Source organism: Nocardia jiangxiensis NBRC 101359 (genome assembly GCF_000308615.1).
Lineage (GTDB): Bacteria > Actinomycetota > Actinomycetes > Mycobacteriales > Mycobacteriaceae > Nocardia > Nocardia jiangxiensis.
The window spans coordinates 44,178-70,054 of the sequence record NZ_BAGB01000027.1 but is presented as its reverse complement, the minus strand read 5'-3'; the positions used below and the strand labels follow the sequence as shown (position 1 = coordinate 70,054).

Genomic DNA, 25,877 nt, shown 5'->3' with positions numbered 1-25,877 from the left:
CCCCCATGAGCACGCCATCGCCGTCCGGCACGGCCACGCCCGGAATCTGTCCCGTCCAGCACGGATCACCCCTCGACTCGAACGAGCCCCGATTCCTGCTGGACACCCCGGAATTCGCGGCGGACCCGCACTCGACGTACCGGTGGATGCGACGCGAATACGGTTCGCTGGTGCCGATCGAGTTGTCCCCGGGTGTTCCCGCGACGCTCGTCGTCGGATACCGCACGGCCCTGCGGATCCTCAACGATCCCGAGCACTTCCCGGCCGACCCGCGCCATTGGCAGGACACCGTGCCGGAGGACTGTCCGGTGCGTCCGATGATGCAGTGGTACCCCAACGCGCTGCGCAACGCCGGCACGGTGCACAGCCGCTACCGGCAGGCCTATGTGGCCGCCATCGACGGAATCGACCTGCACGCACTGCATTCCACGATCGAGCGGATCGCCATCCCGCTGATCAACACCTTCTGCGAGAAGGGTTCGGCGGATCTGCAGGCCGAGTACGCGTTCCCGCTGGTCTTCGAGGCGCTGAACCAGATGGTGGGCTGCTCGCCGGACATCGGCCAGCGCATCGCCACCGGAATGGCCGCGCTGTTCGACACCGAGAACGCCGCCTGGGGTATGCAGCACACGGCCGAGGCCATGATGGAACTCATCGCACTGCGTCGCGCGGAACCCGGCGACGACGTCACCTCCCGTCTGGCCCACCACCCGGCCGGGCTGAACGACGAGGAGATGCTCTACAACCTGATCAGCTTCTACGGCGCGGCCATCGAACCGCAGACGAATCTGATCACCAACACCTTGCTGCTGATGCTCACCGACGACCGTTTCGGCGGCGGCTTCCTCGGCGGGGCAACCTCCACCCGCGACGCCCTGGACGAGGTGTTGTTCAACGACCCGCCGATGGCGAACTTCTCCATCACCTACCCGCGCCAGCCGATCCTGATCGACAGCACCTGGCTGCCCGCGCACCAGCCGGTGGTGATCAGCCTGGCCGGATGCAACAACGATCCCGCCATCGCCGGTGGCGACCGCACCGGCAACCGGTCGCATCTGGCGTGGGGCGCCGGACCGCACGCCTGCCCGGCCCGCTCGGTGGCCTACCTGGTCGTACAGGACGCCATCGATCAGCTGCTGGACGCGATTCCCGAACTACGCCTGGCCGTCCGGAAGGACGAATTATCCTGGCGGCCAGGACCTTTCCACCGGGCGATGGCAGCGCTGCCGGTCGTCTTCCCGAAGTCTCCCGCGTTGAATGTGATGTAAGGAGTCCGTTGATGGTGCACGAACCGATCGTTCTGGATACCAGCGGCGTCGATATCCAAGGCGAATCCGCCCGGATTCGCGCCCGTGGTCCGGTGACCCTGGTCGAGTTGCCCGGCGGCGTGCCGGCCTGGTCGGTGACCGATGCCACGCTGCTGCGCACCCTGCTGGCCGATTCCCGGGTGTCCAAGGATCCCCGGCAGCACTGGTCGGCATTCATCAACGGCGATATCACCGAGTCGTGGCCGCTGCTGCCGTGGGTGATCGCGGAGAACATGTTCACCGCGTACGGCACCGAGCACCGGCGGCTGCGCACCCTGGTCTCCCCCGCGTTCACCAATCGCCGCACCCAGGCCATGCGTCCGCGCATCGAGGCGATCACCCGGGATCTGCTGGACACGCTCGCCGCCACCCCGCCCGGCGAGGCCGTGGATCTGCGGGCCGGTTACGCCTACCCGGTCCCGATCCGGGTGATCAGCCAACTGCTGGGTGTGCCCGAACATCTGGACGCCGACATCCACAAATGTGTCGACGGATTCTTCGACGGCTCGCTCACCCCCGAGGAGTCGATGGCCAACTTTGTCGAAATGGCCGGGCTCGTCGGCGAACTCGTCGCCTACCGCAAGGAGAATCCGGGCGACGACATCACCTCGGTCCTGATCGGCACCCAGCAGGAGGACGGGTCCCGGCTCACGGACAAGGAGCTCGTGGACACGCTGATGCTGGTCGTCAACGCGGGCCACGAGACCACGCTGAATCTGATCGATCAGTCGATCCACGCCCTGCTGACCCGGCCGCAACTGCGCGAGGACGTACTGGCCGAACGGATCTCCTGGGCCGACGTGGTCGAGGAGATGCTGCGTTACGAGGCTCCCGTCGCTCATATGCCGCTGCGTTATGCGGTGGAGGACATCGAGATCGACGGCATCTCGATCCCCAAGGGCGAGGCCATCCTCGCCTCGTATGCCGCGGCCAACCGCGATCCGAAGGTGCACGGCGACACCGCCGACGAGTTCGATCCGCTGCGCTCCACCAAGGATCAGCATCTGGCCTTCGGTCACGGCGCACATCACTGCATCGGCGCTCCGCTGGCCCGGATGGAGGCCACGGTCGCGCTGCCCGCGCTGTTCACGCAATTCCCGGAGATGCAATTCGCCACGGAGCCAAGCACATTGGCGAAGCTGGGGAGTTTCATCTCGAACGGGCACGTGGAGTTGCCGGTAATCCTGCAACCTGCACGATAGTTCCGTCACCTTCGGGGACGTCGCGTTCGCGGCGTCCCCGTTTCGGTGTCATACCCCAAATCTCACCCTTGTGGCGCGTGAGATCGGTTACCGTGAGCGTCGGTTCGTCCCAGTCTGATTCGGGAGGGCGCTGATGCTCAACCGGCGTGATCTGCTCCGTAGTGGCGCCTTGGCGGGTGCGGCTCTGGCCGTGCCGAGCCTGGCGGGCTGCGGATCGAGTTCCGACGCGCTGACCTTCTTCTTCCAGGCCGCACCCGATGAGGCCAAGGTGCGGATGCAGATCATCGAGGCATTCACGAAGTTGCATCCGGAGATCGAGATCCAGGCGCAGATGTCGGGGCCCAACCCGACTCAACAAATCCTCACCTACGCTGCCGGTGGCAAGTGCCCGGATGTGGTGATGCAGTGGGAATCCTATTCGCACTTCGTCGAACTGGGCATCCTCGAGAATCTCGACACCTACCTGGACGCCGATCCGGCCTACGCGGCCCAACTGCGCGCAGATGGCGAACCAGCGGTCTACGACTTGTTCCGCTATCGCGGCGGGCAATACGTGCTACCCGAGCAGTGGGCGGGAATCTTCCTGTACTACAACAAGAAACTGTTCGAGGAGGCAGGCGTGCAGCCGCCGCCGGGCCGCTGGGAGGATGCCTGGACCTTCGACGAATTCCTCGCTGCGGCCCAGGCGCTGACCAAGCGCGACTCCTCGGGCCGGACCACCCAGTGGGGATTCGCCGACGCTTGGCCGGTGCCGCGGTACTCGGCGTCGATCTTCGGAATGAACAACGGCGGTGAGTGGTTCGTCCCGCCTACCGATCCGCAACGCACCGCGATCGACGGCGATCAGTTCATCGAGGGCTTCCAGTTCTACGCCGATCTCGCGGTACGTCATCATGTCGCGCCGCGCTCGACCGATGCCGACGCACTGCCCTCCATCCAGCTGTTCTCCCAGGGCAGAGCCGCGATGGTGCTGACCGGCCATTGGCAGTACAGTGCCATGCTCGCGGAGCCCGATCTGGATTTCGACATCACCGTGCTGCCGGTCGGACCGCACGGCCACGGCGCGAAGTCCGATATCGGCACCACGGGCCTGGGTATCTCCGCGACCAGCCCGCGCAAGGAATTGGCCTGGGAATTCGTGAAATTCGCGACCGGGCCGGTGGGGCAACAGGCGGTGGCCAAGTCCGGCTTGTTCGTTCCGGCATTGAAGGCGGCCCTGCACTCCGAAGATTTCACCAAGGCGCACAGCGGGATTCGCAATCTCGAGGTGCTGACCGGGGGACCGTCGAACTCGAATCCCATTCCGGTGACGCCGAATTGGTCGCGCGTCGATGACGCCTTCCATCGCGCGTCGGACCGGGTTCTGCGCGGCGCTGCTCCGGCCACCTACTTCAAAGGTGATGTGACCAGGCATATCAACGATCTGCTCAGGGGTGCGGTATGACGGCGGTCCAGGACAGGCCCCGGACACCGCGGCGGCAATCGGCCCTGATCCGCATGAAGGCCACGGCCGGGCGACGGTTCATCGTGCCGAATCTGCTCGCGGTGTTGATCTTCATGCTGATCCCGCTGCTGTTCTCGCTGTATCTGAGTTTTCAGCAATGGGATCTGTTCCATGCACCGCGATTCGTCGGCGTGTCGAACTACCGGCGGCTGTTCACCGGCGATCCGATGTTCTACATCGCGCTGGTCAACACCGTGATCTTCACGATCGCGACGGTGGTGCCGACGATAGTGATCAGCCTGGCGGTAGCCGCGGCGCTGAATGCGAAGGTCAGGGGAATCGGCATCTTCCGCAGCATCATGTTCCTGCCGCTGGTGTCCTCGGTCGCCGCGATGGCGGTGGTGTGGAACTACACGTTCGACCCGGATACCGGGGTACTCAACGCCGTGTTGCACTGGTTCGGCATCGGAGCGGTCCCCTGGCTGATCAACCCGCACTGGGCGCTGGCCTCGCTGTGTGTGGTCAGCATATGGAAGAGTGTGCCGTTCGCCGCGGCGGTACTGCTGGCCGCCATGCAGGGGGTACCGGAGGATCTGCACGAGGCCGCACGTATCGATGGCGCGGGGGGCTTCCGGCGATTCCTGTCGATCACCGTCCCACTGATCCGGCCCGCAATCGGATTCGTCTTCGTGATCTCGATCATCAATTCCTTCCAGGCATTCGATCAAGCCTATGTCCTGACCGGCGGTGCGGGCGGCCCCGAATCCGGCACCTACATCTTCGGAATCATGTTGTTCCAGAACGCCTTCCAATTCGACGACCTGGGCTACGCATCGGCCCTGGCGTGGGTGCTGTTCGCGATCCTGCTGGTACTGACCTATCTGCAGCTACGGATGGGACGAAAGGATGAGCAATGACCGGACCCGCTCCACTGTCCCCCGGATATCAGCGCATCATCGCCCGGCGCAGCGTGCGCGGGCTGCTGGCGTACGTCGTTCTGGTGGTGATGGCGTGGTGTGCGCTGTTCCCGATTCTGTGGGCGCTGTCCGGATCGCTGAAAAAGCAAGGGCAGCTGACCAATTCGCTGATTCCGCCGCATCCGCAGTGGTCCAACTATCGCACCGTGTTCGAGTACGTGCCGTTCGGCCGGATGTTCCTGAACACGGTGATCTACGCCGGCTGCGTCACCGCGGGGCAGGTGTTCTTCTGCTCGCTGGCCGGATACGCGTTCGCGCGCCTGCCGTTCAGGGGCCGTGACACGCTGTTCCTGGCCTATCTGGCCACGCTGATGGTGCCGCTGACGGTCACCGTGATCCCGCAGTTCATCCTCATGCGCACCTTCGGCTGGGTGGACACGCCGTGGGCGATGATCGTGCCCGGCCTGTTCGGCAGCGCGTTCGGCACCTTCCTGATGCGGCAGTTCTTCCTGACCCTGCCCGCCGAACTCGAGGAAGCCGCGATCCTGGACGGCTGCACGATCTGGCAGACCTACTGGCGGGTCCTGCTGCCGCACGCGCGTCCGGCGGTGATGGTGCTCGCGGTGCTGACCTGGGTGACGGTCTGGAACGATTTCCTGTGGCCGCTGGTGATGATCCAGCGCACCAGCATCTCCACCCTCAACCTGGGCCTGGTCTGGATGCAGGGCCAGTACACCTCGCACTGGCCGGTCCTGATGGCCGCCTCGATCCTGATGCTGCTGCCCATGATCGTCATCTACGCCTTCGCCCAGAAAGCGTTCGTCCGCGGCATCGCCACTTCGGGCCTCGCGGGCCGCTAGCAGGCAGCCCCTACTCCGCCAAACCTCGCAATGCCTCGGCGATAACTTGCACGTCGTCGATCTTGCTCGTGGCCACACTCACCACCAATACTTCCGCTGCATCGATGTCGGGCCGCAAGCTCGGTGCACCGTTGAGCTCGAGAAAAGCCATGCAGGCAATCCAGGCAGTGCGCTTGTTTCCATCGAACAGCGGATGATTACAAGCCAAGGACTGCATCAGCGCCGCAGCTTTTTCCCAGACACTCGAATAGAACTCTGTCCCGAAGGCTTGCCCTTGCGGACGAGCGACCGCGGAAGCGAGGAGCCCCATGTCGCGCATCTTCACTGCACCGTCGGTGACTACGTAAGCGATCTCCAGAACATCCTCGAGTTCGAGGTAGTTCACTTGAGCCGCTCGAGCAATTCAGCCCACTTCGTGGTCTGGTCCGCGATTACATTCGACACCTCGGCACGCCGTTCATGACGCTCGATGTACTCGGACACAGCCGCATTCACAATCGCATTCATGGACTGCCCCTCGATGCGGGCATAGTCGCGGAGTCTGCTTTCGTTCTGCTCGGTCAGCCGGATCACACCCCGAATGGTACCACTGTGGTACCAGCGTCAGCCCGCTCGGGTGGCCGATTCCGCGGGTGTGTCGTGCGGGCGGGTGCGTTCGATCAGGGGCAGGGTGCGGAGCTGGCGTTCGAGGTGCCATTGCAGGTGGGCGGCGGTGAGGCCGCTGGACTGGCGGCGGATGTTCTCGGGGACGGCTTCGATGCCGGACCATTCGCCGCGATACAGCGCGCTCATCAACTCGAGCACGCCCACCGACGGCGTGGCCGAACCGGGCGGGCGGCAGTGCACGCAGACCGCACCGCCCGCGGCGACGTGGAAGGCGCGGTGCGGGCCGGGGGTCGCGCAGCGGGCGCATTCGTCCAGAGCCGGAGCCCAGCCCGCGAAACCCATGGCGCGCAACAGGAATGCGTCCAGGATCAACTCCTGCGGTCGCTGCGCGGCGGCGATCGCGCGCAACGCGCCCGCGGTCAGGGTGTGCAGTCGAGGTGCGGGGGCGCGCTCCTCACCGGCCAGGCGTTCGGCGGTCTCGAGGACCGCGCACGCGGCGGTGTAGCGGCCGTAGTCGGCGACGATGGCGGAGGCGAACGCCTCCACGGTGTGCACCTGGGTGACGGTGTCGAGGTTGCGTCCGGGATACAACTGCACGTCGACATAGGCGAACGGCTCGAGCCGCGCCCCGAATTTGGACCGGGTGCGACGCGCCCCCTTCGCCACCGCCCGCACCAGCCCGTGCTGACGCGTGAGCAGCGTGACGATGCGATCGGCCTCCCCCAGCTTGTGCTGGCGAACCACGATCGCCTGGTCCCGATACAACTGCACGGATCCCATCCTCCCACGCCGCGCGAACGGGCACGCCGAGCCACGCACATCCCGGCCGGGCTCCCTACTACAGTCCGCCACCGAGCAGCCCAGAGAGCCGCGAGCCCCCTCGAGCTCAGCGATCCGCCGCTGCGCCTGCGCCGGCTGCGCCTCGCACGACGCGGCGCGGGCCTGGGCGGTGTTGCGTTCGATGACCGGTGTGCCGGGTTCAGGCGGGGCGATACCCGCTCTCGCCATAGACCTGGGCGATGCGCGGGGCGTGAATCGTGCGCAACAGCAGGGTGGTCCAGCCGCGACGGGTGCGATCGATCTCGCGGTCGTCCGCCTCGATCAACATGCGTTCGGGCCCTTGCAGTTCCATCGAGATCGCCGGATGACCGAGCGGGACGTCGATCAGCGCCTCCCGATTACCCCATACGACGAACCGCCGCCGACTCATCGCGACGGTCCCCTGCCCGATGTTCTCCCAGCTCGAGGAGGCATAGTGCAACGGAGTCCGATAACTGCGTCGTGCCACCGATCCGTCCACGGGACCGAATACCACGATCCCCTCCCATTCCATATCCGAACGCAGTTGGGGCGGCAGCTCTTTCGAGCCGAACGCCCGGGACATCCACTTCACCTCGCCGATCGTAGGTGCGTCCGGCACCGCATGCATCGGCCCTTTTGCGCCACCTGCGGAAATACCGTCCGACCGAGATCACACTGTGACTCCGGGACTCAGAAACCGAGCTTGCCGAGCTGTTTCGGGTCGCGCTGCCAGTCCTTGGCCACCTTCACGTGCAGATGCAGATAGATGCGCGTACCGAGGATGTGTTCGATCTGTTTGCGGGCGTTGGTGCCGACCTCCTTGAGCCGCGCGCCGCCCTTACCGATCACGATCGCCTTCTGACTCGGCCGTTCGACGTAGAGCAGGGCGTGCACGTCGAGCATCTCCGAGGACGAATCATCCTGTCCCTCATACCCTTCGCGCGGCAACACCTCTTCGATCACCACCGCCAGCGAATGCGGGAGCTCGTCGCGTACGCCCTCGAGCGCGGCCTCGCGGATCAGCTCGGCCATCAGGGTTTCCTCGGGCTCGTCGGTCAGCTCGCCGTCCGGATAGAACGCCGGCCCCTCGGGCATCTTCGAGGCGATGACGTCGACGAGAACCTCGACCTGCTCCCCCTTCGCCGCCGACACCGGCACCACGTCGGCCTCGGGGCCGAGCAGTTCGGACACCGCGACCAACTGCTGGGCGACCTGGTCCCGCCCCACCTTGTCGATCTTGGTGACCACGCCCAGCAGCGTCGTCTTCGGGGCCATCTGCCGGATCTGGGTCAGGATCCACCGATCGCCGGGACCGATCTTCTCGTCGGCCGGAATGCACAGCGCGATCACGTCGACCTCGGAGTAGGTGTCGCGCACGAGGTCGTTGAGCCGCTGGCCGAGCAGCGTGCGCGGCCGGTGCAGGCCCGGGGTGTCGACCAGGATCAGCTGCGCGTGCTCGCGATGCACGATGCCGCGAATGGTGTGCCGGGTGGTCTGCGGCCGCGAAGAGGTGATCGCGATCTTCTGTCCCACCATCGCATTGGTGAGCGTGGACTTGCCGGTATTCGGCCGCCCCACGAAACAGACGAAGCCGGAACGGAATTCGGCATCGCTCATTGGGTTGCCTCGGCGCCGACGGTGTCGTAGACCGCGCCGTTCCGATCGGCGAAGATGATCTTCCCCGACGACGAGATCTCGCGCACCGCCGAGATTCCGGCATCGTGGAACGAGGCGCCGATCACCACCGCGGCCTCGAATCCCTCTGCGCCACTGGAGATCGCCGCGGCCACCGCGGCCTGCAGCGCGGTGAGTGTCAACGCCCGCAGCTCCACCGCGCCCGCGGCGTAGGTGCGGCCGTCGGTGTCGCGGACCGCCGCGCCGCTGCTGCCGCCGGTGCGTCCCATCGCGCCGCGCGCGAGCACCAGCAGCTTCTCGTCCTCGGGATCCAAACCACCGGCCTGCGGCGCAGTGTCACTCATTGCTGTCTCCATCCTCGTATCCGAGTTCGCGATCGTGTTTCTTCTCCGGCGCCCGGCGCACCACCACGGTGTGCACCCGCATCCGGCCCCGCCCGTCCGCGCCGCCCTCACCCCGCAGTTGCAGGCCGTGGATGACGCCCTTGGATCCGGGCAGCGGCACGCGTCCGAGCGCGTGCGCGAGCAGACCGCCGACGGTGTCGACGTCCTCCTCGTCGATCTCCATGCCGAACAGCTCCCCAAGATCTTCGATCGAAAGCCGGGTCGAGACACGGAATTTGTCGTTGCCGAGCTGTTCCACGGGTGCGATCTCGTCGGTGTCGTACTCGTCGGCGATCTCCCCGACGATCTCCTCGAGGACGTCCTCGATGGTGACCAGACCCGCGATACCACCGTATTCGTCGACCAGCAGCGCCATATGGTTACGGCGACGCTGCATCTCGTCCAGCAGCGCGTCCAGCGGTTTGGAATCCGGGATGAACACCGCCGGTCGCATCACCTCGCGCACCGCCACCTTGCGGCTGCGATCCCCGTACGGCACAAGGTCTTTCAGATAGACGACGCCGAGAATGTCATCGACGTTCTCGCCGATCACCGGAATGCGCGAATGTCCCGAGCGCACCGCCAGCGAGGTCGCCTGCGCCGCGGACTTGTCCGCCTCGATCCACACCATCTCGGTGCGCGGCACCATCACCGCGCGTGCCGAGGTGTCACCGAGTTCGAAGACCGACTGGATCATCCGGCGCTCATCCGAATCCACCACACCGCTCTTCTGCGCCATGTCCACGACCTCGCGCAGTTCGACCTCGGAAGCGAAGGGGCCGTTGCGAAATCCGCGCCCCGGGGTGATCGCGTTGCCGACCGCGATGAGCAGCCGGCTCAGCGGGCCCAGCAGTGCGCCGAGCGCCTGCAGGGGCAGTGCGGCGGTGAGCGTTATCGAATACGCGTGCTGACGTCCGAGCGTGCGCGGCCCGACGCCGATCACCAGGTAGTCCACCAGCACCATGACCACCGCGGTCACCACCAGCGCCCAGCCGGTGCCCAGCGTGTTCAGCAGCGCCGCGGCCAGCAGCACCGTCGCGGTGATCTCGCAGACCAGCCGCAACAGCACCATCAGATTCACATAGCGGGGCCGTTCGGCGATGATCCGAGCCAGCCGGCGCGCCCCGCCCCGATCCGCACGAACCAGATCCTCCACCCGCGCGGGCGATACGGTGGCCAGCGCCGCATCCAGCGCCGCGAACACCCCGCCCACCGGAACCAGCGCAATCGCCAGCGGCAGCAGGACCAGTGTGTTCACGGTGCTGTCCCGGCGGCATGAACGGGGCCCTGGGTGGTGACGCTCCGCTGCCGCCTCCGGGCCTGACCGTTCATGCCGGGTCCAGTGGATCGCCCGCGTCGCCGAATCCGGTTTTGCCCAGGAGTTTGCGGTCTCGTTCGGCGAGGTCGGCGCGGCGCTGGGCCTCGCGCAGGCTCTCGTACCATTCGGCGAGCAGGGTGTTCTGCAGGCCGAACATCTCCTTCTCCTCCTCCGGCTCGGCGTGGTCGTAGCCGAGCAGGTGCAGGACGCCGTGCACGGTCAGCAGCGCGAGCTCGTGGTCCAGCGAATGCCCGGCCTTGGCCGCCTGGGCCGCGGCGAATTCGGGGCACAGCACGATGTCGCCGAGCATGGACGGGCCCGGCTCGGCGCCGTCGGGGCGACCGCCCGGTTCGAGTTCGTCCATCGGGAAGGACATCACGTCGGTCGGGCCCGGCAGGTCCATCCAGCGCATATGCAGATCGGCCATGGTGTTGAGATCGACCAGCACCATCGACAGCTCGGCCGCCGGATGCACGTCCATGCGGCCGATCGCGAAACGTGCGACGCTGACCAGATCTTCCTCGGGAACGTCCATTCCCGATTCGTTGGCGATCTCGATACTCACGCCGCACAGCTTAGGCCACTGACGCCCAGCGTCCGCGCACTGCGCCGCCGCTGCTCAGTCGGCCGATGCGCCTGCCGACGAACCTGGCGCGGCAAGCCACCGAACCGTGCGTCTGCTGATAGGTTCGCGGCGGTGAAGACCACACGCACAGCAGGCCATGCCGCGGTCGCGACAGTTTTCGCCCTCATGGTGTGCGCGCCGGTGGCCGCGGCGGCGCCACCCGCCGCGCCGGACGCCGGTTCGCTGGCCACGGCGGTTCGCCGCGACCTGGGCATCTCCCTTCCGGAGTATCAGCGACGGGCGGATCTGGCCCAGCAACTGGCCGCCTTCGCCGCGACCGAGCAGCGACTGTCGCCGGGATCGGTGCGCGGGGTCCGGCTCGGCCCGGACGGCCGGGCGATGGTCGCGGCCGTCGGTGCGGCCGCACGGGCGGCGGCGCAGCAAGCGGGTTTCCAGCTCAGCGATGATCCGGTCGATCCGTCCAATTCGGCTGTGCCCCAGAATGATCGGACCGATCGACAGATCCCGGCGGCGCAGGACACACCGTCTTCCAGCGCCCCGACGGGTCCGATCGCCGGAGGCGATGTCTATCTGAGCCGCACGCCACCGAGCAAACAGGCGGCCAAATGCTCCTGGGCGTTCAACGTGATCGCTGCGGACGGTACGCCCGCGGCGCTGACCGCGGGTCACTGCAACGAGTCCGTCCTGGCCGGACGCCCGATCAGCCCGGACCAGCAGACCTTCCCGTGGCAGAACGACCACGTGACCGGTCCGGCGACCGGTTCGTTCGAGAAGTCGGTGGTGGACGGCATCCGGGACTACTCGATCGTGCGGATCAGCCCGGCGGCGCGAAACTCGTTCCGCAACAACCTCGTTCGCGGACCGATCGGCGGACCCGCGATCCGGATCACCGGCGTCGGCATTCCGGTTTCCGGTGCGCCGGTGTGCAAATCGGGGTCCACGACCGGATTCACCTGCGGCGTGATCACCGCCGTGGACCAGCCCGACCCGCAGCGCCCGCCGATCCGCTTCAAACACACCGCCCTGGCCCTGCCCGGCGACAGCGGCGGCGCACTGATCTCCGGAACCCTCGCGATGGGCATCATCAGCGACGGCGGAATCTATTCCGACCCTTCACGATTCCCCACCGACCGCCCCGGCGTCCTGCCGCCGGCCCCGCCCGGCTCCCCGATCACCCTGGGCCGCATCCTGCAACAGATCGGCCCTCAGCCCTTCCAGCAGATCGGCCCGCTGGTCGGTGGAGTCTTGCCCTACGTCCCGCAGATCGCCATGATCGCGCAATCCGTCGCCGACGTCCTGGACCAGAACCCGGGACTGCACCTGCGCACCAGCTGAACGCGCGCGACCTACGGCCCGAACAGGTTCGGGCCGTAGCGAATTCGCATCCGACAGAACGGACGTCGAAGCGAAGCCGACTCGGCTCCGGCCTCCCGCCGGTCGTGCTCGGCTCAGCGCCGCGAGCGCTCCGCGGCACGCCGCTGTGCCCGGTTGCCCGGGTAGTGCGGGGCCGCCACTGCCGGGCGGTCGGCCTCGTAACGCTCGTAGGCGTCGACGATGTCGGCGACCAAGCGGTGTCGTACCACGTCGCTCGAGGTGAGCTGGGCGAAGTGGATGTCCTCGACGTCGGTGAGGATGTCGCTGACCACGCGCAGGCCGGATCGGGTGCCGCCGGGCAGGTCGACCTGGGTGACATCGCCGGTGACCACGATCTTGGAACCGAAGCCGAGCCTGGTCAGGAACATCTTCATCTGTTCGGGCGTGGTGTTCTGCGCCTCGTCCAGGATGATGAACGAATCGTTGAGCGTGCGACCACGCATATAGGCCAGCGGCGCGACCTCGATGACTCCGGACTGCATGAGCTTCGGGATCGACTCCGGATCCATCATGTCGTGCAGCGAGTCGTACAGCGGGCGCAGATACGGGTCGATCTTCTCGTTCAGCGTGCCGGGCAGGAAGCCGAGCCGCTCACCCGCCTCGACCGCGGGCCGGGTCAGGATGATCCGGCTGATCTGCTTGTTCTGCAGCGCCTGCACCGCCTTGGCGACCGCCAGATACGTCTTCCCGGTACCGGCCGGGCCGATGCCGAATACGACGGTGTGCTCGTCGATGGCATCGACGTAGCGCTTCTGGTTCAGCGTCTTGGGACGGATGGTCTTGCCGCGGCGGGACAGGATGTCCAGGCTCAGCACCTCGGCCGGAGAGTCCGAGGACCCCTCGGTGAGCATCGCGTAGGTGTGCCGCACGGCTTCGGGCGTGACCACCCGATTGCGCCCGGTCAGCGCCACGAGCTGTTCGATCACCCGCTCGGCCAGGGCGACGTCGGCGGCCCGGCCGGTGAGCGTCACGGCATTGCCGCGGACATGGATGTCGGCATCGAGGAGGCGTTCGAGTTCACGCAGGTTCTCGTCGGCCGAACCGAGGAAGCCGAAGACGGATTCCGGGGCGAGTTCGATGCTGGAGCGCGCGGTCCGCGCAGCCGGTCCGGTACCGTTGCCGCCGCCCCCGGCGGTGGGAGTAGTCGGGTCGCCTATTTCACCTGGTGTTCTCAAAAGTGCCTATGGCCTGCTTTCCGGTCTAGAACATCACTGGTTGTGATGAAAGTTTACAGCCGAGCACCGACACAGCCCAGTGAATAGACCACGACCAGCAGGTCACGAGCCCGTGGCCGACGACGCCGCGGCACCGGCCCGGCCTGCGCTGATGCGAGCGCCTCAGCCGGCCCGCTGCGCCCGGCCCATGGCGAAGTCGCGAAACACCCGCACCGCATCCGAGGGCGCGGCCGACGTGCTCGAGTTCGGGCAGCATCAGAAACCAGTGCAAATCGTCACGCTGCACGAATGGCCTCCCGTCACCGACCTTTACTGATCGAGCAGGATCCGCCACCGATACCGCTGCCTCGACCTCCATCGATACCGTCGCCAGGCCGATCGAGACGGATCGACACGATCGCCCGAATGCGCTCCCCAGTCCGGCCGCGCCGGTGCGCCCATATGCCACCGCACGCCACGAACGCCGCATCACGATCGCGCTGTTCGCCGCGGGCCTGACCACCTTCGCCTCGATGTACAGCACGCGGGCGTTGCTGCCCAGCCTGTCGGCGGCGTTCACGGCGACTCCGGCCCACGCGGCGCTGTCGGTCTCCCTGACCACCGGTCTGCTGGCGCTCGCGATCATCCCGGCGGGCGTGCTGTCCAGCCGGTTCGGGCGCACCCGGGTGATGATCCGGCTCGGCGCCGACCGCGAGCGTGATCGGCCTGCTGCTCCCGTTCAGCCCGACGCTGGAGGTCCTGTTGACCGGCCGCGCGTTGCAGGGCGTTGCCCTGGCCGGAGTTCCCGCGGTCGCCATGGCGTATCTCGCCGAGGAGATCGGTGCGGGCGGGCTGGGTACCGCGATGGGCGTCTACATCTCCGGTACGACACTGGGTGGCCTCGCGGGACGGTTGATTCCGTCGTTCACCCTCGAAGCCGAGTCGTGGCGCTGGGCCGCGGCCGCGGTCGGCGTGGCGGCGACGCTGGGCGCGACATGGTTCGCCCGAACCCTGCCCCGCGTCACGCAGATTCACCTCACAACCGCTCGGATTACGTTCTCTGGCAGCTGATTTCGCCGGTCATCTGCGAAATCCCCGGCTGCTGGCCCTGTTCGGGCTCGCCTTCGTCCTGATGGGCTGATTCGTCTCTGGTGCGCTGATCACCGGCCTGGTCACGACCGCACGCCGGTCAGCAGTGTGCAGTGCCCGCCCGGAACAGGGCGGGCACTGCATCGCGGTTCGGCGATATCATACGGACATCGCCGGGTCTCCGGCCTTCGCGGCTTCGCGGGCCAGGATCCGCGCGCGCTGCTCCTCGAAACGGATGACGTCGCGGCCGAGTTTGTCCATGTACTCCGCGAGCTCCTCGCGGCTGCGCTCGCCACGAGCGGTGAAATCGTTGCGGCCGAAGATATTCCAGGCTCGCAGGACCGGGTTGAGCACTTCGTCGAGGTGCTGGCGCAGGTCGTAGATGCCGTGTTTGACCATCAGTACGCCGTTGCGACGCCAGTTCGGCATTCCCTCGCCCGGCATCTTGAAGTGCTTGATCACCTTGGTGATCGCCTCCATGCTCTGGTCGGGGGCAAGGTCCAGAGCCGTGGCGCACAGGTTGCGGTAGAAGACCATGTGCAGGTTCTCGTCGGCGGCGATTCGGGTGAGCATGTTCTCGGCGATCGGGTCATCGCACACCCGGCCGGTCGTGCGATGGCTGACCCGGGTGGCCAATTCCTGAACGGTGACGTAGGCGACCTGGTCGAGCACGCCGCCGAATTCGGCGGGCGCGTGCACTCCGCGGGTCATGTGCACCATGCGGTCGTTCTCCAACGCCACCGGATCGACGCCACGGGTGACGACGAGATAGTCACGCATCGCGATCGCGTGGCGGTTCTCCTCGGCGGTCCAGCGACCGACCCAGGTGCCCCATGCGCCGTCACTCGAGAAATTCTCGGAGATGGTCCGGTGATAGGAGGGCAGATTGTCCTCGGTGAGCAGATTGGTGATCATGGCAACCTTGGCCACTTCGGACAATCGCGACTGTCCAGGCTCCCAGTCGATTCCGTCCATGGCGCCGAAGTTGCGGCCCTCGTCCCACGGAACGTAATCGTGCGGATACCAGTCCTTGGCGATGCCCAGATGCCGATCCAGGTTCTGCGCAACTGCGGGCTCCAACTCGCGGAGCATCTCCAGCTGCGTCAAATCCCTTGCCATACAATCCCTTTCGACGTCACGATCAACAGTTTAACGATCTGCCCTGGGTTTCATTGCCAGCCGAGGGAAACCCCCCGCAAAGATCGACGCAACAGCCGTCGGCGGTCGAGACACCCGTCAGTAGTCAGGAGATCGGGACACGAGCCGACCGACCGATCACCTTCATACAGGCTGCCGAGCCATCTCCGGCTGGGCGGATACAGCTTCGACGGTATGAACTACCGTGTGACACGAACGCGGGCAAAAGCTTAGGGCGAGCATCGAGCCGATGTCCAGCTAACTGTCCGCATCGAGCTGCGAAACAGCTACTCGGCATGCCGCAACTCCCGAGCCGCAGCACTCTCGGAGGGATCTTCGCGAGTTCCCGAGCGCAGTACTGCCAGTGGGGCGAGCGCGAACATCGCGACGACTGCGGCGATCACCGGCAGGAATCCCACCAGACCCAGGGAAGAGGTCAGGCTGCCGAGCCCCGCACCGAGGCCGATGCCGAGGTTGAGCACCGTGATCAGGATGCTGCCCGCGGTGTTGCGGAACCGCTCGGAGGCCACCCGCATGACACGAGCCTGCAGGACGACGGGCAGCACCCCGATCAGCACACCCCACAACGTGACCAGGACGACGTAAACGATTGGGCCACCGGGCATTCCCATTCCCGCAGTGACGACGGCCAGCGCGAGCGCGGTCACCGGCAGAGCTCCCGTGGGCCAGCGGTCACCGATCCGGCCCGCGACGATAACTCCGGCGAAACCACCGATCCCGCTGGCGAGCAACACTCCCGGCATCGCTGCGCCACCGATCCCGGCAGCGGCGCTGACGGGCACGACGAAGGTGAATACGGCGTAATACCCTATGAGAGAGAAGAATCCGCCGCCGGCCACCAGCAGAACCGACCTGGCCGAACGGTCCCACCGCTCGGGCTCGGGCCGGGACGCGCCGTCGCCAACCGGCGGCACCAGGATTCCGATCACCGCCACACAGAGCACGCACAGTCCAGCGAGCGCGGCGAAAGTCACCCGCCAGCCGATCTGATGCGCCACCTGGGTTCCCAGGGGCACACCGACCAGGCCCGCGATGGTAGGTCCGGCCAGGACGATCGACAGGGCGCGCCCGACCCGCTCGGGCGGAACCAGCGAAGCGCCGTAGGCGACCACCACGGCCCAGAACAAGCCGTGCGCGCCCGCGGCGACCATCCGCGCGATCAGCGCGATCGCATACGTAGGCGCCAGTGCCGTGGCGAGATTCGCAGCCGCCATGACGCCGAGGCTCGCGAGCACCACCGACTTGCGAGACCAGCGCATCGTCAAGCGCACCAACGGAATTCCGGTCAGTGCGATGGTGCCCGCCCACCCGGTCACGAGCAGCCCGGCCGTCGACACGTCGACCGAGAGGGACGAACTCATGGAATCCAGGACTCCGGCAGGCATCATCTCGGCGCTGACCGTCGTGAAACTCGCCCCGGCGAGCGCCACCAGAGGTATCAGGAAGTCTTTCGATCTGTTCACATCCGAGAACGTAAACTTTGACATAGGTGTCAAAGTCAAGAGGAAGTTCGAGCCCACGATGAAGATCGGCGAACTCGCGGAGCACACCGGAATCTCCACCCGGATGCTGCGCTACTACGAATCCCAGGACCTGCTGCGATCCGAGCGAGGCTCGAACGGCTACCGCTACTTCCAGCGCAGCGATATCGAACGCGCCCGAACCATCTCCAGCCTCATCCGATCGGGCCTGCCGACCAGGCTGATCCGCGTCGTCCTGTCCGCGCAGGACCGCCCCGACGACTGGACCGAGGCATGCGACAGCGAATTCGCCGCACTCCTACGAGCGGAACTGACCAACCTCGAAGACAAGATAGCCTGCCTGACCCGAAGCCGAGACACCGTCAACGCCTACCTCGACCGCGCAGCGGGGTGAGCGTCGGCGCATGACTCCGTCCTGAGCGCAGTCATCCTCGCCGAGCGCGGCCGGACGTTAACCCCGGGTTAGATCCGGGGCGGGTTCGCTGTGGTGGTGGGACCGGACCGACGACCCTTCGGTGACCCGCGGAGACGTGAGCGCGGGCTTATCGAGGAGGCATGGATGGCCACGACTGGTGCGCCGACGGCGCGCAATGTCTGGACGGCGTTGATCGGTGGTTCGATCGGGAACCTGATCGAGTGGTACGACTGGTTCGTTTATTCGACTTTTTCCGTGTACTTCGCCTCGGCGTTCTTCCCGAAGGGCAATCCGACGGCCCAATTGCTCAATACCGCAGGGATTTTCGCGGTCGGGTTCTTCATGCGGCCGGTCGGCGGCTGGCTGCTCGGGCGGCTCGGCGACCGGAAGGGGCGCAAGGCGGCGCTGACCACCAGCGTGACGATGATGACGGCCAGTGCCCTGCTGATCGCCGTCGCGCCCACCTATGCGCGGGTCGGCTACTTCGGCGCACTGGTGCTGCTGTTGGCGCGGTTGTTGCAGGGGCTGTCGATCGGTGGCGAATACGCGGCCAGCGCGGCCTATCTGAGCGAGGCGTCCAAGCCCGGCAAGCGGGGCTTCCTCTCCAGCTTCCAGATGGTGTTCATGAAGGTCGGGCAGTTGTTCGGGCTCGCGATGCAGATCATCCTGCAGCACTCGATGTCGGACCACACCCTGCACTTCTGGGGCTGGCGCATCCCGTTCGTCTTCGGCGCTTTCGCCGCGGCCGGTATCTACTACATGCGGCGCAAGATGCTCGAGACCGAGGCGTTCGACCAGGACGACACGGCCAGGCGCGAGCGCGGCACGCTGCGCGCCCTGTTCACCTACAAGCGGGAATTCCTGCTGGTGGTCGGATTCAGCATGGGCGGCACGCTGTGCGACTACATGTATTCCACCTACATGACGAAGTACCTGTCCAACACCGCCGGGCTCAGCAAGGACACCGCGGCCCTGGTCAGCTTCTGCGCCATCGTGGTGTTCATCTTCCTGCAACCGCTGGCCGGGGCGCTGTCGGACCGGATCGGACGTCGCCCGCTGCTGATCTTCTTCGGCGTGACCTCGACCCTGGGCACCGTGCCGCTGATGACCGCGCTCCGGAGTGTGCACGGTTTCGGGGACGCGCTGGTGCTGATGGTGGTCGGCCTGGTGATCATCACCGGATACACCTCGATCAGCGGCGTGGTGAAGACCGAATTGTTCCCCACCGCCGTCCGCACCCTCGGTGTCGCGCTGCCCTACGCGATCGCCAACGCACTGTTCGGCGGCAGCGCCGAATACGTGGGGCTGTGGTTCAAGCACGCCGGGATCGAATCGGCGTTCTTCTGGTACGCCTCGGGATGCTGTGCGATCTCGCTGGTCGTCTACATTGCGATGCGGGAGACCCGGAACGTGGCATTTTTCCATCGGGACCGGACATCGGAGCAGGTCGACGCGTAGTCTGTCGCGACGATGAAAGTGCTGCTGGTCGAGGACGACGATCGGTTCGCCGACGCCTTGACCACCGCACTGTCCGGCCGCGGTCATCTACGCCGACCTCTACGACGCGACGGTGCAGGTCCGCTCGAACACCGGCGTGGTGCTGACCTGCGCGGGCATCTCGCTGCCCGCCGGGGCCGAGGAGGTCGCGCGCGGGGCCCGGCTGGGCCGGACCACCGAGAATCTCACCATGATCACGCCGGTCGGCCCGGTCCGAGCGGTGATCGCGGAACCGGTCGGCCGCGACGCACAGGTGCTGGGCACCGTGCTGCTGGTAACGCCCACGACCGCGGCGCGGCACGCGGTCGCGGCGGTCTGGCTCGCGCTGACCACCGCGGCACTGCTCGCCTTCCTGCTCGCCACCGTGGCCGCGCGATGGCTGGCCCGCTGGATACTGCGACCGGTGGCCGAACTGGATTCGGCGACCGCGGCGATCACCGCGGGCCGTCTGTCCGCCCGCGCGCCGATCCTCGGCCCACCCGAATTGCGCCAGCTGGAACAACGTTTCAACGCGATGGCCGACGCCGTGACCGACGCACTGGATCGGCAGCGAGCCTTCGTCTCGGACGCCTCCCACGAACTGCGGACACCGCTGGCCGTGCTGTCGCTGCGACTGGAGAATCTGCGCCGCACCTGATCGGTTCCGGCACAACGGCTTACGAGCAGGCGCTGGAGGAGATGGATCGGATGACGACGCTACTCGACGATCTGCTCGCCCTGGCCCGCATCGAATCGGGGACCGTCCTCGCCGAACCCGTCGATCTGGTCGGCGAACTGGAACCGCGCCTGCGAACCTGGCAGGAGGTCGCGACCGCCGCCACCATCACCCTGCTGACCGAGTTGCCGCCGCAGCTGCGCGCGGTATGCCCGCCGGAGACCGCGGGCCGGGTCGCCGATATCGCCATCGACAACGCGCTGAAGTTCACCGAACCGGGCGGCCGAGTGACGGTGACGCTGACCGCCGCCGGTCCCAGCGCCCGGCTGTCCATCACCGACAACGGCCCCGGTCTGCCCGGGGACGAGATAGCCTTTGCGCGCCAACGCTTCTGGCGTTCCACCCGGCACGCCAACATCGACGGCAGCGGCCTGGGCCTGGCCATCGCCGACGAGCTGGCCACCGCCGCGCACGGCCGCCTGAGCCTCGCCTCCGCCACCCCGCACGGCTTGACCGTCACCCTCGAGCCGTCGCTGCAAGAGTTGTAAACGCTCAGCCGTACACCGATCGGTAGTACCGCTGCGCCCCCGGATGCAGTGGGACCGTGCCCGTGCCGATGGCGAACCGCTCGTCCAGGTAGGCCCCGGGCGTCTCCGGACCGGGCAGCCGATCCCGGGCGGCGAAGATCGCCCGGGTCACCCGGAAGGCCGGATCCTCGGGCAGATCGCGATGTGCCACAAGGTAACTCGGTACGCCGATGGTGGGCACCTCGGTACGCTGGCCGTAGATTCCGGCGGGGATCACCACGTCGGTGTAGGTGGGTCCGTAGTCCCGGCGCAGCCCGGCAGCCAGGCCGTTCAACGGCAGCAGGCGGATCGGCGCGTACCGGGACAGCGCGGTGAACACGTCGATCGGCACACCGCCGGAGAAGAAGAACGCATCGATCTCCCGCCGGGCGAGTGCGTCGATGGCGCCGTCGGTGCCCAGATACCGGGTCGCGGCGGGCTCGGCCAGTCCGGCGGCGGTCAGGATCCGCTCGCCGAGCACCGCGGTGCCGGAATTCTCGGCGCCCAGCGCCACCCTGCGCCCGGCCAGATCGGCGACCTGAAGGTACGGCCCGTTCGCCGCCACCAGCAACGTGTAGTTCAGATAGAGCCGCGCCAGCGCCGCCACGGGCACCGGCGACGTGAATGGGCTGGTACCGGCGAAACCATCTGCGGCGCAATCCCCCAGTGCCAGAGCCAGATCCGCGTCACGAGAGCCGATCAATCGCAGATTCTGCACGCTCGCCGAGGTATTGAGCACCGGGACCGTCAAACCGCTGACGTTGCGCTGCAATTCGTCGGCAAGCCGTCGACCGAACGTCTCGTACGGCCCACCCGCCAGTCCGGTCGCCAGCGTCAGCCGCACCCGATCCGGCCCGGCCGCACACCCTGCCGCCACCGGCAGGACAGCCGCCGACCAGAGCAACGACCGCCGACTCATCTTCACCGCGCACTCCTTCGACCCGTCCGATTCTGCATGATTCGCGATTCGGCCCTATCCCACACCCGATCGGGGCAAGATCGCTCTCACGGTGCCGGTGGTCTCCCCCTCGGCCTGATCACCGGCACCGACCGGCAGCGCCGATCCACGCCGTTCCCTATCGGGTGTCGATGGCCCCGACGCGGGAGTGCGGCCGGGATCCGGATCTCCCGAGCGCGGCGATCGGGTTCCGCAAACTCCGCGCGAACCAGAAAGCATTGGCGGGAGCATCACCGGGTACTCCACAATTGGAGCGCACCGCATCGGATGCGGGGCAAGAACGGGGGTGAGAGCAATGCCGGTTCAACCAGCCGATTGGCTGATCAGCAGCGATATCGTGGACGAAGTGGCCTTCCGGGTCGACATCCCGGGCGACGACCAGGGGAAATGGATCGTATCGTTCCTCCCGCCCGAGGTCCGGCTGACCGAGAAGCAGGCGCTGACCTGCATGGAATTGGCCGAGATGGTTCTACTCGCACTGGAATCGCCGGTCGATTCACTCGACCTGGAATTCGCCCGGATCCGAGTGACCGAGCTGGGACTGAGCCTGGAGGACCTGATGTGGTTGCTCGCGGCCCGTTCGACCCTCCTGCGCGACGGGTCCGCACCGCAGGCCTCGGGATCCTCCGCACCGGCCTAGCCGCACCGCACCGCCGGTGCGGTGTTCGGGCACACTCACTTCACACAGGGGACACCGCTGCCGTTCATGCTGGACAGGTCGGTCGGCGCCGGGGCCTTCGCGCCGAGGTTCGTCGCCGAGACCGGCGGCGGAGGCGGCGTCGTCGATGTGGGGGTTTCGGAGGAACCATCGCCGGTCACGCCCACCATCTTGGTCAGGGAGTCGCTTCCGGCCAGCTCCGTTCCCACGGTCAGCTGAATCGACTGCGAACTGATCGCCGACGACTTGGTCGCGGTCAGGCCCAACTGCCCGGCCAGCGCGGTGGCGGCCTGCTCCGCACCCGAGCCGTAGAGCAGTGTGCTGGAGCTGCGCGCGGTACCGGTGATCGCCTCACCCTGCGTGAATCCCCGGTCGGCGAGCGCCTTTTCCAGACTGCCGCCCAGGCCGTTCTTACCCGAACTGTTCACCACGTTCAGCACGATCCCGGCGGCCGAGGAGATCGCGGTGGTGGTCGGCGGTGCGGTGGTCGTGGTGGCGGCCCCGGGCTTGGGCGGGTTCAGCAGATTCTTCACATACGCGTGGATCTTGTCCGTATCGACGATGTTGATGGCCTCGCCGTTGCTCGGATCGTTGCCGAAATCGTCGACCGGCAGCGTGAACAACGTCAGCCCGCCGGACATCAGCGAGGACGCCTGCGCGGCGAATTTGCCCAGATCCAGACCGCTGTCCACGGCCATGTTCTGCTGCGCGACGCCGAGCAGATTCATCAACTTGCCGGGACTCGACATCGTTCCGCTGCTCTGCAATTTGCTCGCCAGCGACACGATGAACGCCTGCTGACGACGGGTCCGGTCCAGATCGGTGAAGTTCAGCGACTCGTCCGGATCACGACGCTGCCGCACGAAAGCCATTGCCTGCGAAGCGTTGATCTGCTGTGGGCCCTTCACGAAATCCGCGCCGGAGAACTTGTCCTGCGTCCGCTCGTTCAGGCACACCGTGATCGGCTGCACCGCCTGGGCCACCTGGAAGAAGGCCGCGAGCGTGACCTCCACGAAATGGTCGATCGGCACGTCGCCGAGGAATTTGGTGACCGTACTGGCCTCGGCCTTGCGCCCCGCGTCACGAGCCTTGGCATCCAGTGCCTCCGAGCTCTTGATGGTGCCCTCGTACTTCTGCTTCGCCGCGAAGTAGGCGCGACCGTACGCCTCCTTGATCTTGCCCTTGCAGATGTCACCGCCGCACGAGGCCGGATCCAGGGTGACGTAGTCGTCGCGGGGAATCGAGATGGCCGTGGATTTGGAGCCGTCACCCGGAATGTGGATCAGCATCAACACATTCGAGTTCATGCCGACGACGCTGTCGTCACCGGCGTGCAGGGCGTTGTACATGTCCTGCGGCAGCGGATTGCCGTGTTCGTCCAGGCGGCTGTCCAGGCCCATGATGAGGATGTTCTGTTCCTGGCCCACCGATTTGGGGCCGTCGCTGATCGCATCGGAGGTCGTGACCCCCTTGATCGCGTGGTCGTAGACCCGCCACGCCGCGCCCGTACCGACCAGAACCAGGGTGGAGACCAGCGCGATGAGCGTACGTCCGGCCATCGCCGCCTTGCGGTTGCGCCGACGCCGCACCGGAGGACGCGCAGGACGACGCGGCCACGCCGACGCGGCCGACTGCGCCGCCTCCGACTGTGTCCCCTCTGCCGAGCGGCTGCCACCAGCCTGCTTCCCAGCACGTGACCGATCGCCGCGCGACGTAGGAGCCTCCGGCTCACGCGACGACCGCGGTTGGGTGCCGTGCGGCAACCGCTCGGTACTCGGACCGTCGGGATCTCGCCGCCGACGCTCCCCTTCATAGGTCATACGGACCGAATATAGGCTGCGAAATCGCGGCTGGCGAAATGCGCGGGTTACCGGCCCGAGGCCGAACTCACCGCACCCGAGAAGCGGCCGGTTCCGGCGGGATCACCCCCTCCGCTCTGTGAGCGGAATCACTTGACGCAGGGGATACCACTGCCCTTCATGCTCGACATGTCGGTCGGTGCCGGGGAGTTCGTGCCGACGTTCGTCGCCGACACCGGCGGTGGCGGCGGAGTCGTGGAGGTGGGGGTTTCGCTGGAGTCGTCACTCGACGTGCCCGCCATGCTGGTGATCGAGCTGCTGCCGGCCAGTTCCGTGCCGACGGTCAGCTGAATCGACTGCGCACTGATCGCCGACGACTTGGTCGCGGTCAGCCCCAACTGCCCGGCCAGCGCGGTGGCCGCCTGCTCGGCACCCGAGCCGTACAGCAGCGTGCTGGCGCTGCGCGTGTAGCCCGTGCTCGCCACACCCTGCGTGAAACCACGACCGGCGAGCGCCTTTTCGAGATTTCCACCCAGACCGTTCTTGCCCGAACTGTTCACCACGTTCGCGGTCACTCCGGTCGCGGACGGGATGTTCGTGGTCGCCGGGCTCGCGCTGGCGCTCGTGGAGGCCGCGCCGGGCTTGGGCGGGTACAGCAGATTCTTCACATAGGAGTGGATCAGGTCCAGGTCGACGATGCTGGTGTCCTCGCCATCGATGACCTTGAAGTCCTTGACCGGCAGGGTGTACAGCGTCAGTCCACCACTCATCAACGACGACGCCTGCCCGGCGAACTTGCCCAGGTCCAGACCGCTGTCCACGGCCATGTTCTGCTGGGCGACCTTGAGCAGCCCCATCAGGGTGGTCGGACTGGACAGCGTTCCGCTGGTCTTCAATTTGGCCACCAGCGACACGACGAACGCCTGCTGCCGACGGGTGCGGTCCATATCGGTGAAGTTCAGCGACTCGTCCGGATCACGACGCTGCCGCACGAAAGCCATTGCCTGCGAAGCATTGATCTGCTGCTGACCCTTGACGAATCTCGCGCCGGAGAACGTGTCGTGCGTATTCTCGTTCAGGCACACAGTGATCGGCTGCACCTGCTCGGCGATCTCGAAGAAGGCCGCCATGGTGATCTCCACGAAGTGGTCGATCGGGACATCGCCCAGGAATTTGCTCACCGTTTTGAGCTCGGCCTTGCGACCGGCGTCACGAGCCTTGGTCTCCGCGTCCGGATCTCCTTGGGCCTGCTTGCCCAGCACGGCGCCGTAGGTGCGGCCGTACGCCTCCTTGATCTTGCCCTTGCAGAGATCACCGTCGCACGCGGCCGGATCCAGGGTCACATAGTCGTCACGCGGGATGGAGATCGCCGTGGACTTGGAGCCGTCACCCGGAATGTGGATCAGCATCAACACGTTCGAGTTCATGCCGCCGTTGTCGTTGTCACCGGCGTGCAGGGCGTTGTACATGGCCTGCGGCAGCGGATTGCCGTGCTCGTCCTTACGGCTGTCCAGACCCATCAGCAGGATGTTCTGGTCCTGGCCAACGGATTTGGGGCCGTCGCTGATGGCGTTGGAGGTGATGACGCCCTTGACCGCGTGATCGTAGATCCGCCACGCGGCACCGGTGCCGACCAGCACCAGCACCGACACCAGCGCGATCAGGGTGCGGCCCGCGACCACCGCCTTGGGGGTGCGCTGACGGCGCACCGGGCGGCGGGTGTGCCGACGCGGCCGCAGCAGCGTCGTGGCGGCGTCCGGATCCGGCTGTGCCACTTCGGTCTTCGACTCGTCCGACTGTGACGCACGCAACTCGGATTCGCGGGCCTGCGAACGGCTCTCCCGAGCCGGCGGCGCGGTCCGAGCTCTGTCGGCCCGCGATGCGCGCGCCTTCGCCACGCGCGACAGGCGCGGCTGAGTGCCATGCGGCAACCGCTCGGTACTCGGACCGTCCGGCTCCTTCCGCCGATGGCCCCCTTCAGAACTCATACGGACCGAATATAGGGTCGGCGCCC

General features: G+C 66.7%; 27 protein-coding genes. 12 read left to right on the top strand and 15 right to left on the bottom strand.

Going from position 1 to position 25,877, the window contains the following annotated elements:
* The first annotated feature begins 5 nt into the window (after window positions 1-5).
* From ON40_RS08830 to ON40_RS08810, 5 genes are all read left to right on the top strand, one after another.
* Window positions 6-1,268 (top strand): cytochrome P450, encoded by a 1,263-nt coding sequence (locus ON40_RS08830; protein WP_040820496.1) that lies wholly within the window; start codon window positions 6-8, stop codon window positions 1,266-1,268.
* Between the two features lie 11 nt (window positions 1,269-1,279).
* A complete protein-coding gene (locus ON40_RS08825; RefSeq protein ID WP_040820495.1) occupies window positions 1,280-2,509 on the top strand; it encodes a cytochrome P450 family protein in 1,230 nt (409 codons plus the stop codon).
* 133 nt (window positions 2,510-2,642) lie between these two features.
* Window positions 2,643-3,953: an ABC transporter substrate-binding protein gene (locus tag ON40_RS08820; RefSeq protein ID WP_040820493.1), complete on the top strand. Its 1,311-nt coding sequence runs from the start codon at window positions 2,643-2,645 to the stop codon at window positions 3,951-3,953.
* Complete coding sequence (locus tag ON40_RS08815) at window positions 3,950-4,870, top strand: carbohydrate ABC transporter permease (protein WP_040820492.1); 921 nt, start codon at window positions 3,950-3,952, stop codon at window positions 4,868-4,870. The genes ON40_RS08820 and ON40_RS08815 overlap by 4 nt, the downstream gene beginning before the upstream one ends.
* Complete coding sequence (locus ON40_RS08810) at window positions 4,867-5,730, top strand: carbohydrate ABC transporter permease (protein ID WP_040820490.1); 864 nt, start codon at window positions 4,867-4,869, stop codon at window positions 5,728-5,730. The genes ON40_RS08815 and ON40_RS08810 overlap by 4 nt, the downstream gene beginning before the upstream one ends.
* A 10-nt stretch (window positions 5,731-5,740) precedes the next feature.
* Here the strand turns inward: ON40_RS08810 and ON40_RS08805 are convergent, their stop codons facing one another.
* The 8 genes from ON40_RS08805 to ybeY form a co-directional block, all read right to left on the bottom strand.
* The gene (locus tag ON40_RS08805; RefSeq protein ID WP_040820489.1) at window positions 5,741-6,115 is read right to left on the bottom strand and encodes a type II toxin-antitoxin system death-on-curing family toxin; all 375 of its coding nucleotides are present in this window, start codon (window positions 6,113-6,115) and stop codon (window positions 5,741-5,743) included.
* Entirely contained in the window at window positions 6,112-6,303 is a 192-nt protein-coding gene (locus ON40_RS08800) for a hypothetical protein (RefSeq protein WP_040820487.1), read from the bottom strand. Before ON40_RS08800 ends, ON40_RS08805 begins: the two co-directional genes overlap by 4 nt.
* 30 nt (window positions 6,304-6,333) lie before the next feature.
* Window positions 6,334-7,107: a DNA repair protein RecO gene (recO, locus tag ON40_RS08795; protein WP_040820755.1), complete on the bottom strand. Its 774-nt coding sequence runs from the start codon at window positions 7,105-7,107 to the stop codon at window positions 6,334-6,336.
* 208 nt (window positions 7,108-7,315) lie between these two features.
* Window positions 7,316-7,729: a hypothetical protein gene (locus ON40_RS08790; protein ID WP_169541838.1), complete on the bottom strand. Its 414-nt coding sequence runs from the start codon at window positions 7,727-7,729 to the stop codon at window positions 7,316-7,318.
* Window positions 7,730-7,827: 98 nt separating this feature from the next.
* Window positions 7,828-8,754 (bottom strand): GTPase Era, encoded by a 927-nt coding sequence (gene era / locus ON40_RS08785; RefSeq protein ID WP_040820483.1) that lies wholly within the window; start codon window positions 8,752-8,754, stop codon window positions 7,828-7,830.
* On the bottom strand, window positions 8,751-9,116 hold the full coding sequence (locus tag ON40_RS08780; protein WP_040820481.1) for a cytidine deaminase-like protein: 366 nt from the start codon (window positions 9,114-9,116) through the stop codon (window positions 8,751-8,753). The genes era and ON40_RS08780 overlap by 4 nt, the downstream gene beginning before the upstream one ends.
* Entirely contained in the window at window positions 9,109-10,413 is a 1,305-nt protein-coding gene (locus ON40_RS08775) for a hemolysin family protein (RefSeq protein WP_040820479.1), read from the bottom strand. Before ON40_RS08775 ends, ON40_RS08780 begins: the two co-directional genes overlap by 8 nt.
* A gap of 70 nt (window positions 10,414-10,483) precedes the next feature.
* Window positions 10,484-11,038: an rRNA maturation RNase YbeY gene (gene ybeY, locus ON40_RS08770; protein ID WP_040820476.1), complete on the bottom strand. Its 555-nt coding sequence runs from the start codon at window positions 11,036-11,038 to the stop codon at window positions 10,484-10,486.
* Window positions 11,039-11,170: 132 nt separating this feature from the next.
* Here ybeY and ON40_RS08765 point away from each other — a divergent pair, with 132 nt between their 5' ends.
* Window positions 11,171-12,394, top strand: a complete 1,224-nt coding sequence (locus ON40_RS08765) for a S1 family peptidase (RefSeq protein WP_040820474.1) — start codon at window positions 11,171-11,173, stop codon at window positions 12,392-12,394.
* Window positions 12,395-12,507: 113 nt separating this feature from the next.
* On the opposite strand, the gene ON40_RS08760 is transcribed toward ON40_RS08765, so the two are convergent.
* Both ON40_RS08760 and ON40_RS53155 read right to left on the bottom strand, forming a co-directional pair.
* Window positions 12,508-13,590, bottom strand: coding sequence for a PhoH family protein (locus ON40_RS08760; protein WP_051192911.1), 1,083 nt, complete (start codon window positions 13,588-13,590; stop codon window positions 12,508-12,510).
* Between the two features lie 43 nt (window positions 13,591-13,633).
* Window positions 13,634-14,167, bottom strand: a complete 534-nt coding sequence (locus tag ON40_RS53155; protein WP_169541837.1) for a hypothetical protein — start codon at window positions 14,165-14,167, stop codon at window positions 13,634-13,636.
* A gap of 137 nt (window positions 14,168-14,304) precedes the next feature.
* On the opposite strand from ON40_RS53155, the gene ON40_RS55745 reads away from it, so the two are divergent.
* Window positions 14,305-14,658, top strand: coding sequence for an MFS transporter (locus ON40_RS55745; protein WP_051192859.1), 354 nt, complete (start codon window positions 14,305-14,307; stop codon window positions 14,656-14,658).
* Window positions 14,659-14,835: 177 nt separating this feature from the next.
* Here ON40_RS55745 and ON40_RS08750 read toward each other — a convergent pair whose 3' ends face one another.
* Window positions 14,836-15,795 carry an acyl-ACP desaturase gene (locus tag ON40_RS08750; RefSeq protein ID WP_040820469.1) on the bottom strand — a complete coding sequence of 320 codons (960 nt, stop codon included), beginning with the start codon at window positions 15,793-15,795 and terminating at the stop codon, window positions 14,836-14,838.
* A gap of 305 nt (window positions 15,796-16,100) precedes the next feature.
* A complete protein-coding gene (locus ON40_RS08745) occupies window positions 16,101-17,297 on the bottom strand; it encodes an MFS transporter (protein ID WP_157186236.1) in 1,197 nt (398 codons plus the stop codon).
* Window positions 17,298-17,355: 58 nt separating this feature from the next.
* Here ON40_RS08745 and ON40_RS08740 point away from each other — a divergent pair, with 58 nt between their 5' ends.
* The 4 genes from ON40_RS08740 (at window position 17,356) to ON40_RS47995 (ending at window position 20,430) form a co-directional block, all read left to right on the top strand.
* Window positions 17,356-17,709, top strand: coding sequence for a MerR family transcriptional regulator (locus ON40_RS08740; RefSeq protein ID WP_040820467.1), 354 nt, complete (start codon window positions 17,356-17,358; stop codon window positions 17,707-17,709).
* 165 nt (window positions 17,710-17,874) lie between these two features.
* Window positions 17,875-19,188 carry an MFS transporter gene (locus tag ON40_RS08735; RefSeq protein ID WP_051192857.1) on the top strand — a complete coding sequence of 438 codons (1,314 nt, stop codon included), beginning with the start codon at window positions 17,875-17,877 and terminating at the stop codon, window positions 19,186-19,188.
* A gap of 112 nt (window positions 19,189-19,300) precedes the next feature.
* Window positions 19,301-19,864: a HAMP domain-containing protein gene (locus tag ON40_RS48000; protein WP_051192856.1), complete on the top strand. Its 564-nt coding sequence runs from the start codon at window positions 19,301-19,303 to the stop codon at window positions 19,862-19,864.
* Between the two features lie 50 nt (window positions 19,865-19,914).
* Window positions 19,915-20,430, top strand: a complete 516-nt coding sequence (locus ON40_RS47995; protein WP_157186235.1) for a sensor histidine kinase — start codon at window positions 19,915-19,917, stop codon at window positions 20,428-20,430.
* A gap of 4 nt (window positions 20,431-20,434) precedes the next feature.
* Here ON40_RS47995 and ON40_RS08725 read toward each other — a convergent pair whose 3' ends face one another.
* Window positions 20,435-21,367 (bottom strand): TAXI family TRAP transporter solute-binding subunit, encoded by a 933-nt coding sequence (locus ON40_RS08725; protein WP_051192910.1) that lies wholly within the window; start codon window positions 21,365-21,367, stop codon window positions 20,435-20,437.
* Window positions 21,368-21,701: 334 nt separating this feature from the next.
* Between ON40_RS08725 and ON40_RS08720 the strand changes: the two genes are divergently transcribed.
* Window positions 21,702-22,046: an enolase-like domain-containing protein gene (locus tag ON40_RS08720; protein ID WP_040820462.1), complete on the top strand. Its 345-nt coding sequence runs from the start codon at window positions 21,702-21,704 to the stop codon at window positions 22,044-22,046.
* Window positions 22,047-22,081: 35 nt separating this feature from the next.
* Here the strand turns inward: ON40_RS08720 and ON40_RS08715 are convergent, their stop codons facing one another.
* Together ON40_RS08715 and ON40_RS08710 are read right to left on the bottom strand one after the other, a co-directional pair.
* Window positions 22,082-23,623, bottom strand: a complete 1,542-nt coding sequence (locus ON40_RS08715) for an LCP family protein (RefSeq protein WP_051192909.1) — start codon at window positions 23,621-23,623, stop codon at window positions 22,082-22,084.
* A 389-nt stretch (window positions 23,624-24,012) separates the two neighbouring features.
* A complete protein-coding gene (locus ON40_RS08710; RefSeq protein WP_083895501.1) occupies window positions 24,013-25,851 on the bottom strand; it encodes an LCP family protein in 1,839 nt (612 codons plus the stop codon).
* Between the last annotated feature and the right edge of the window lie 26 nt (window positions 25,852-25,877).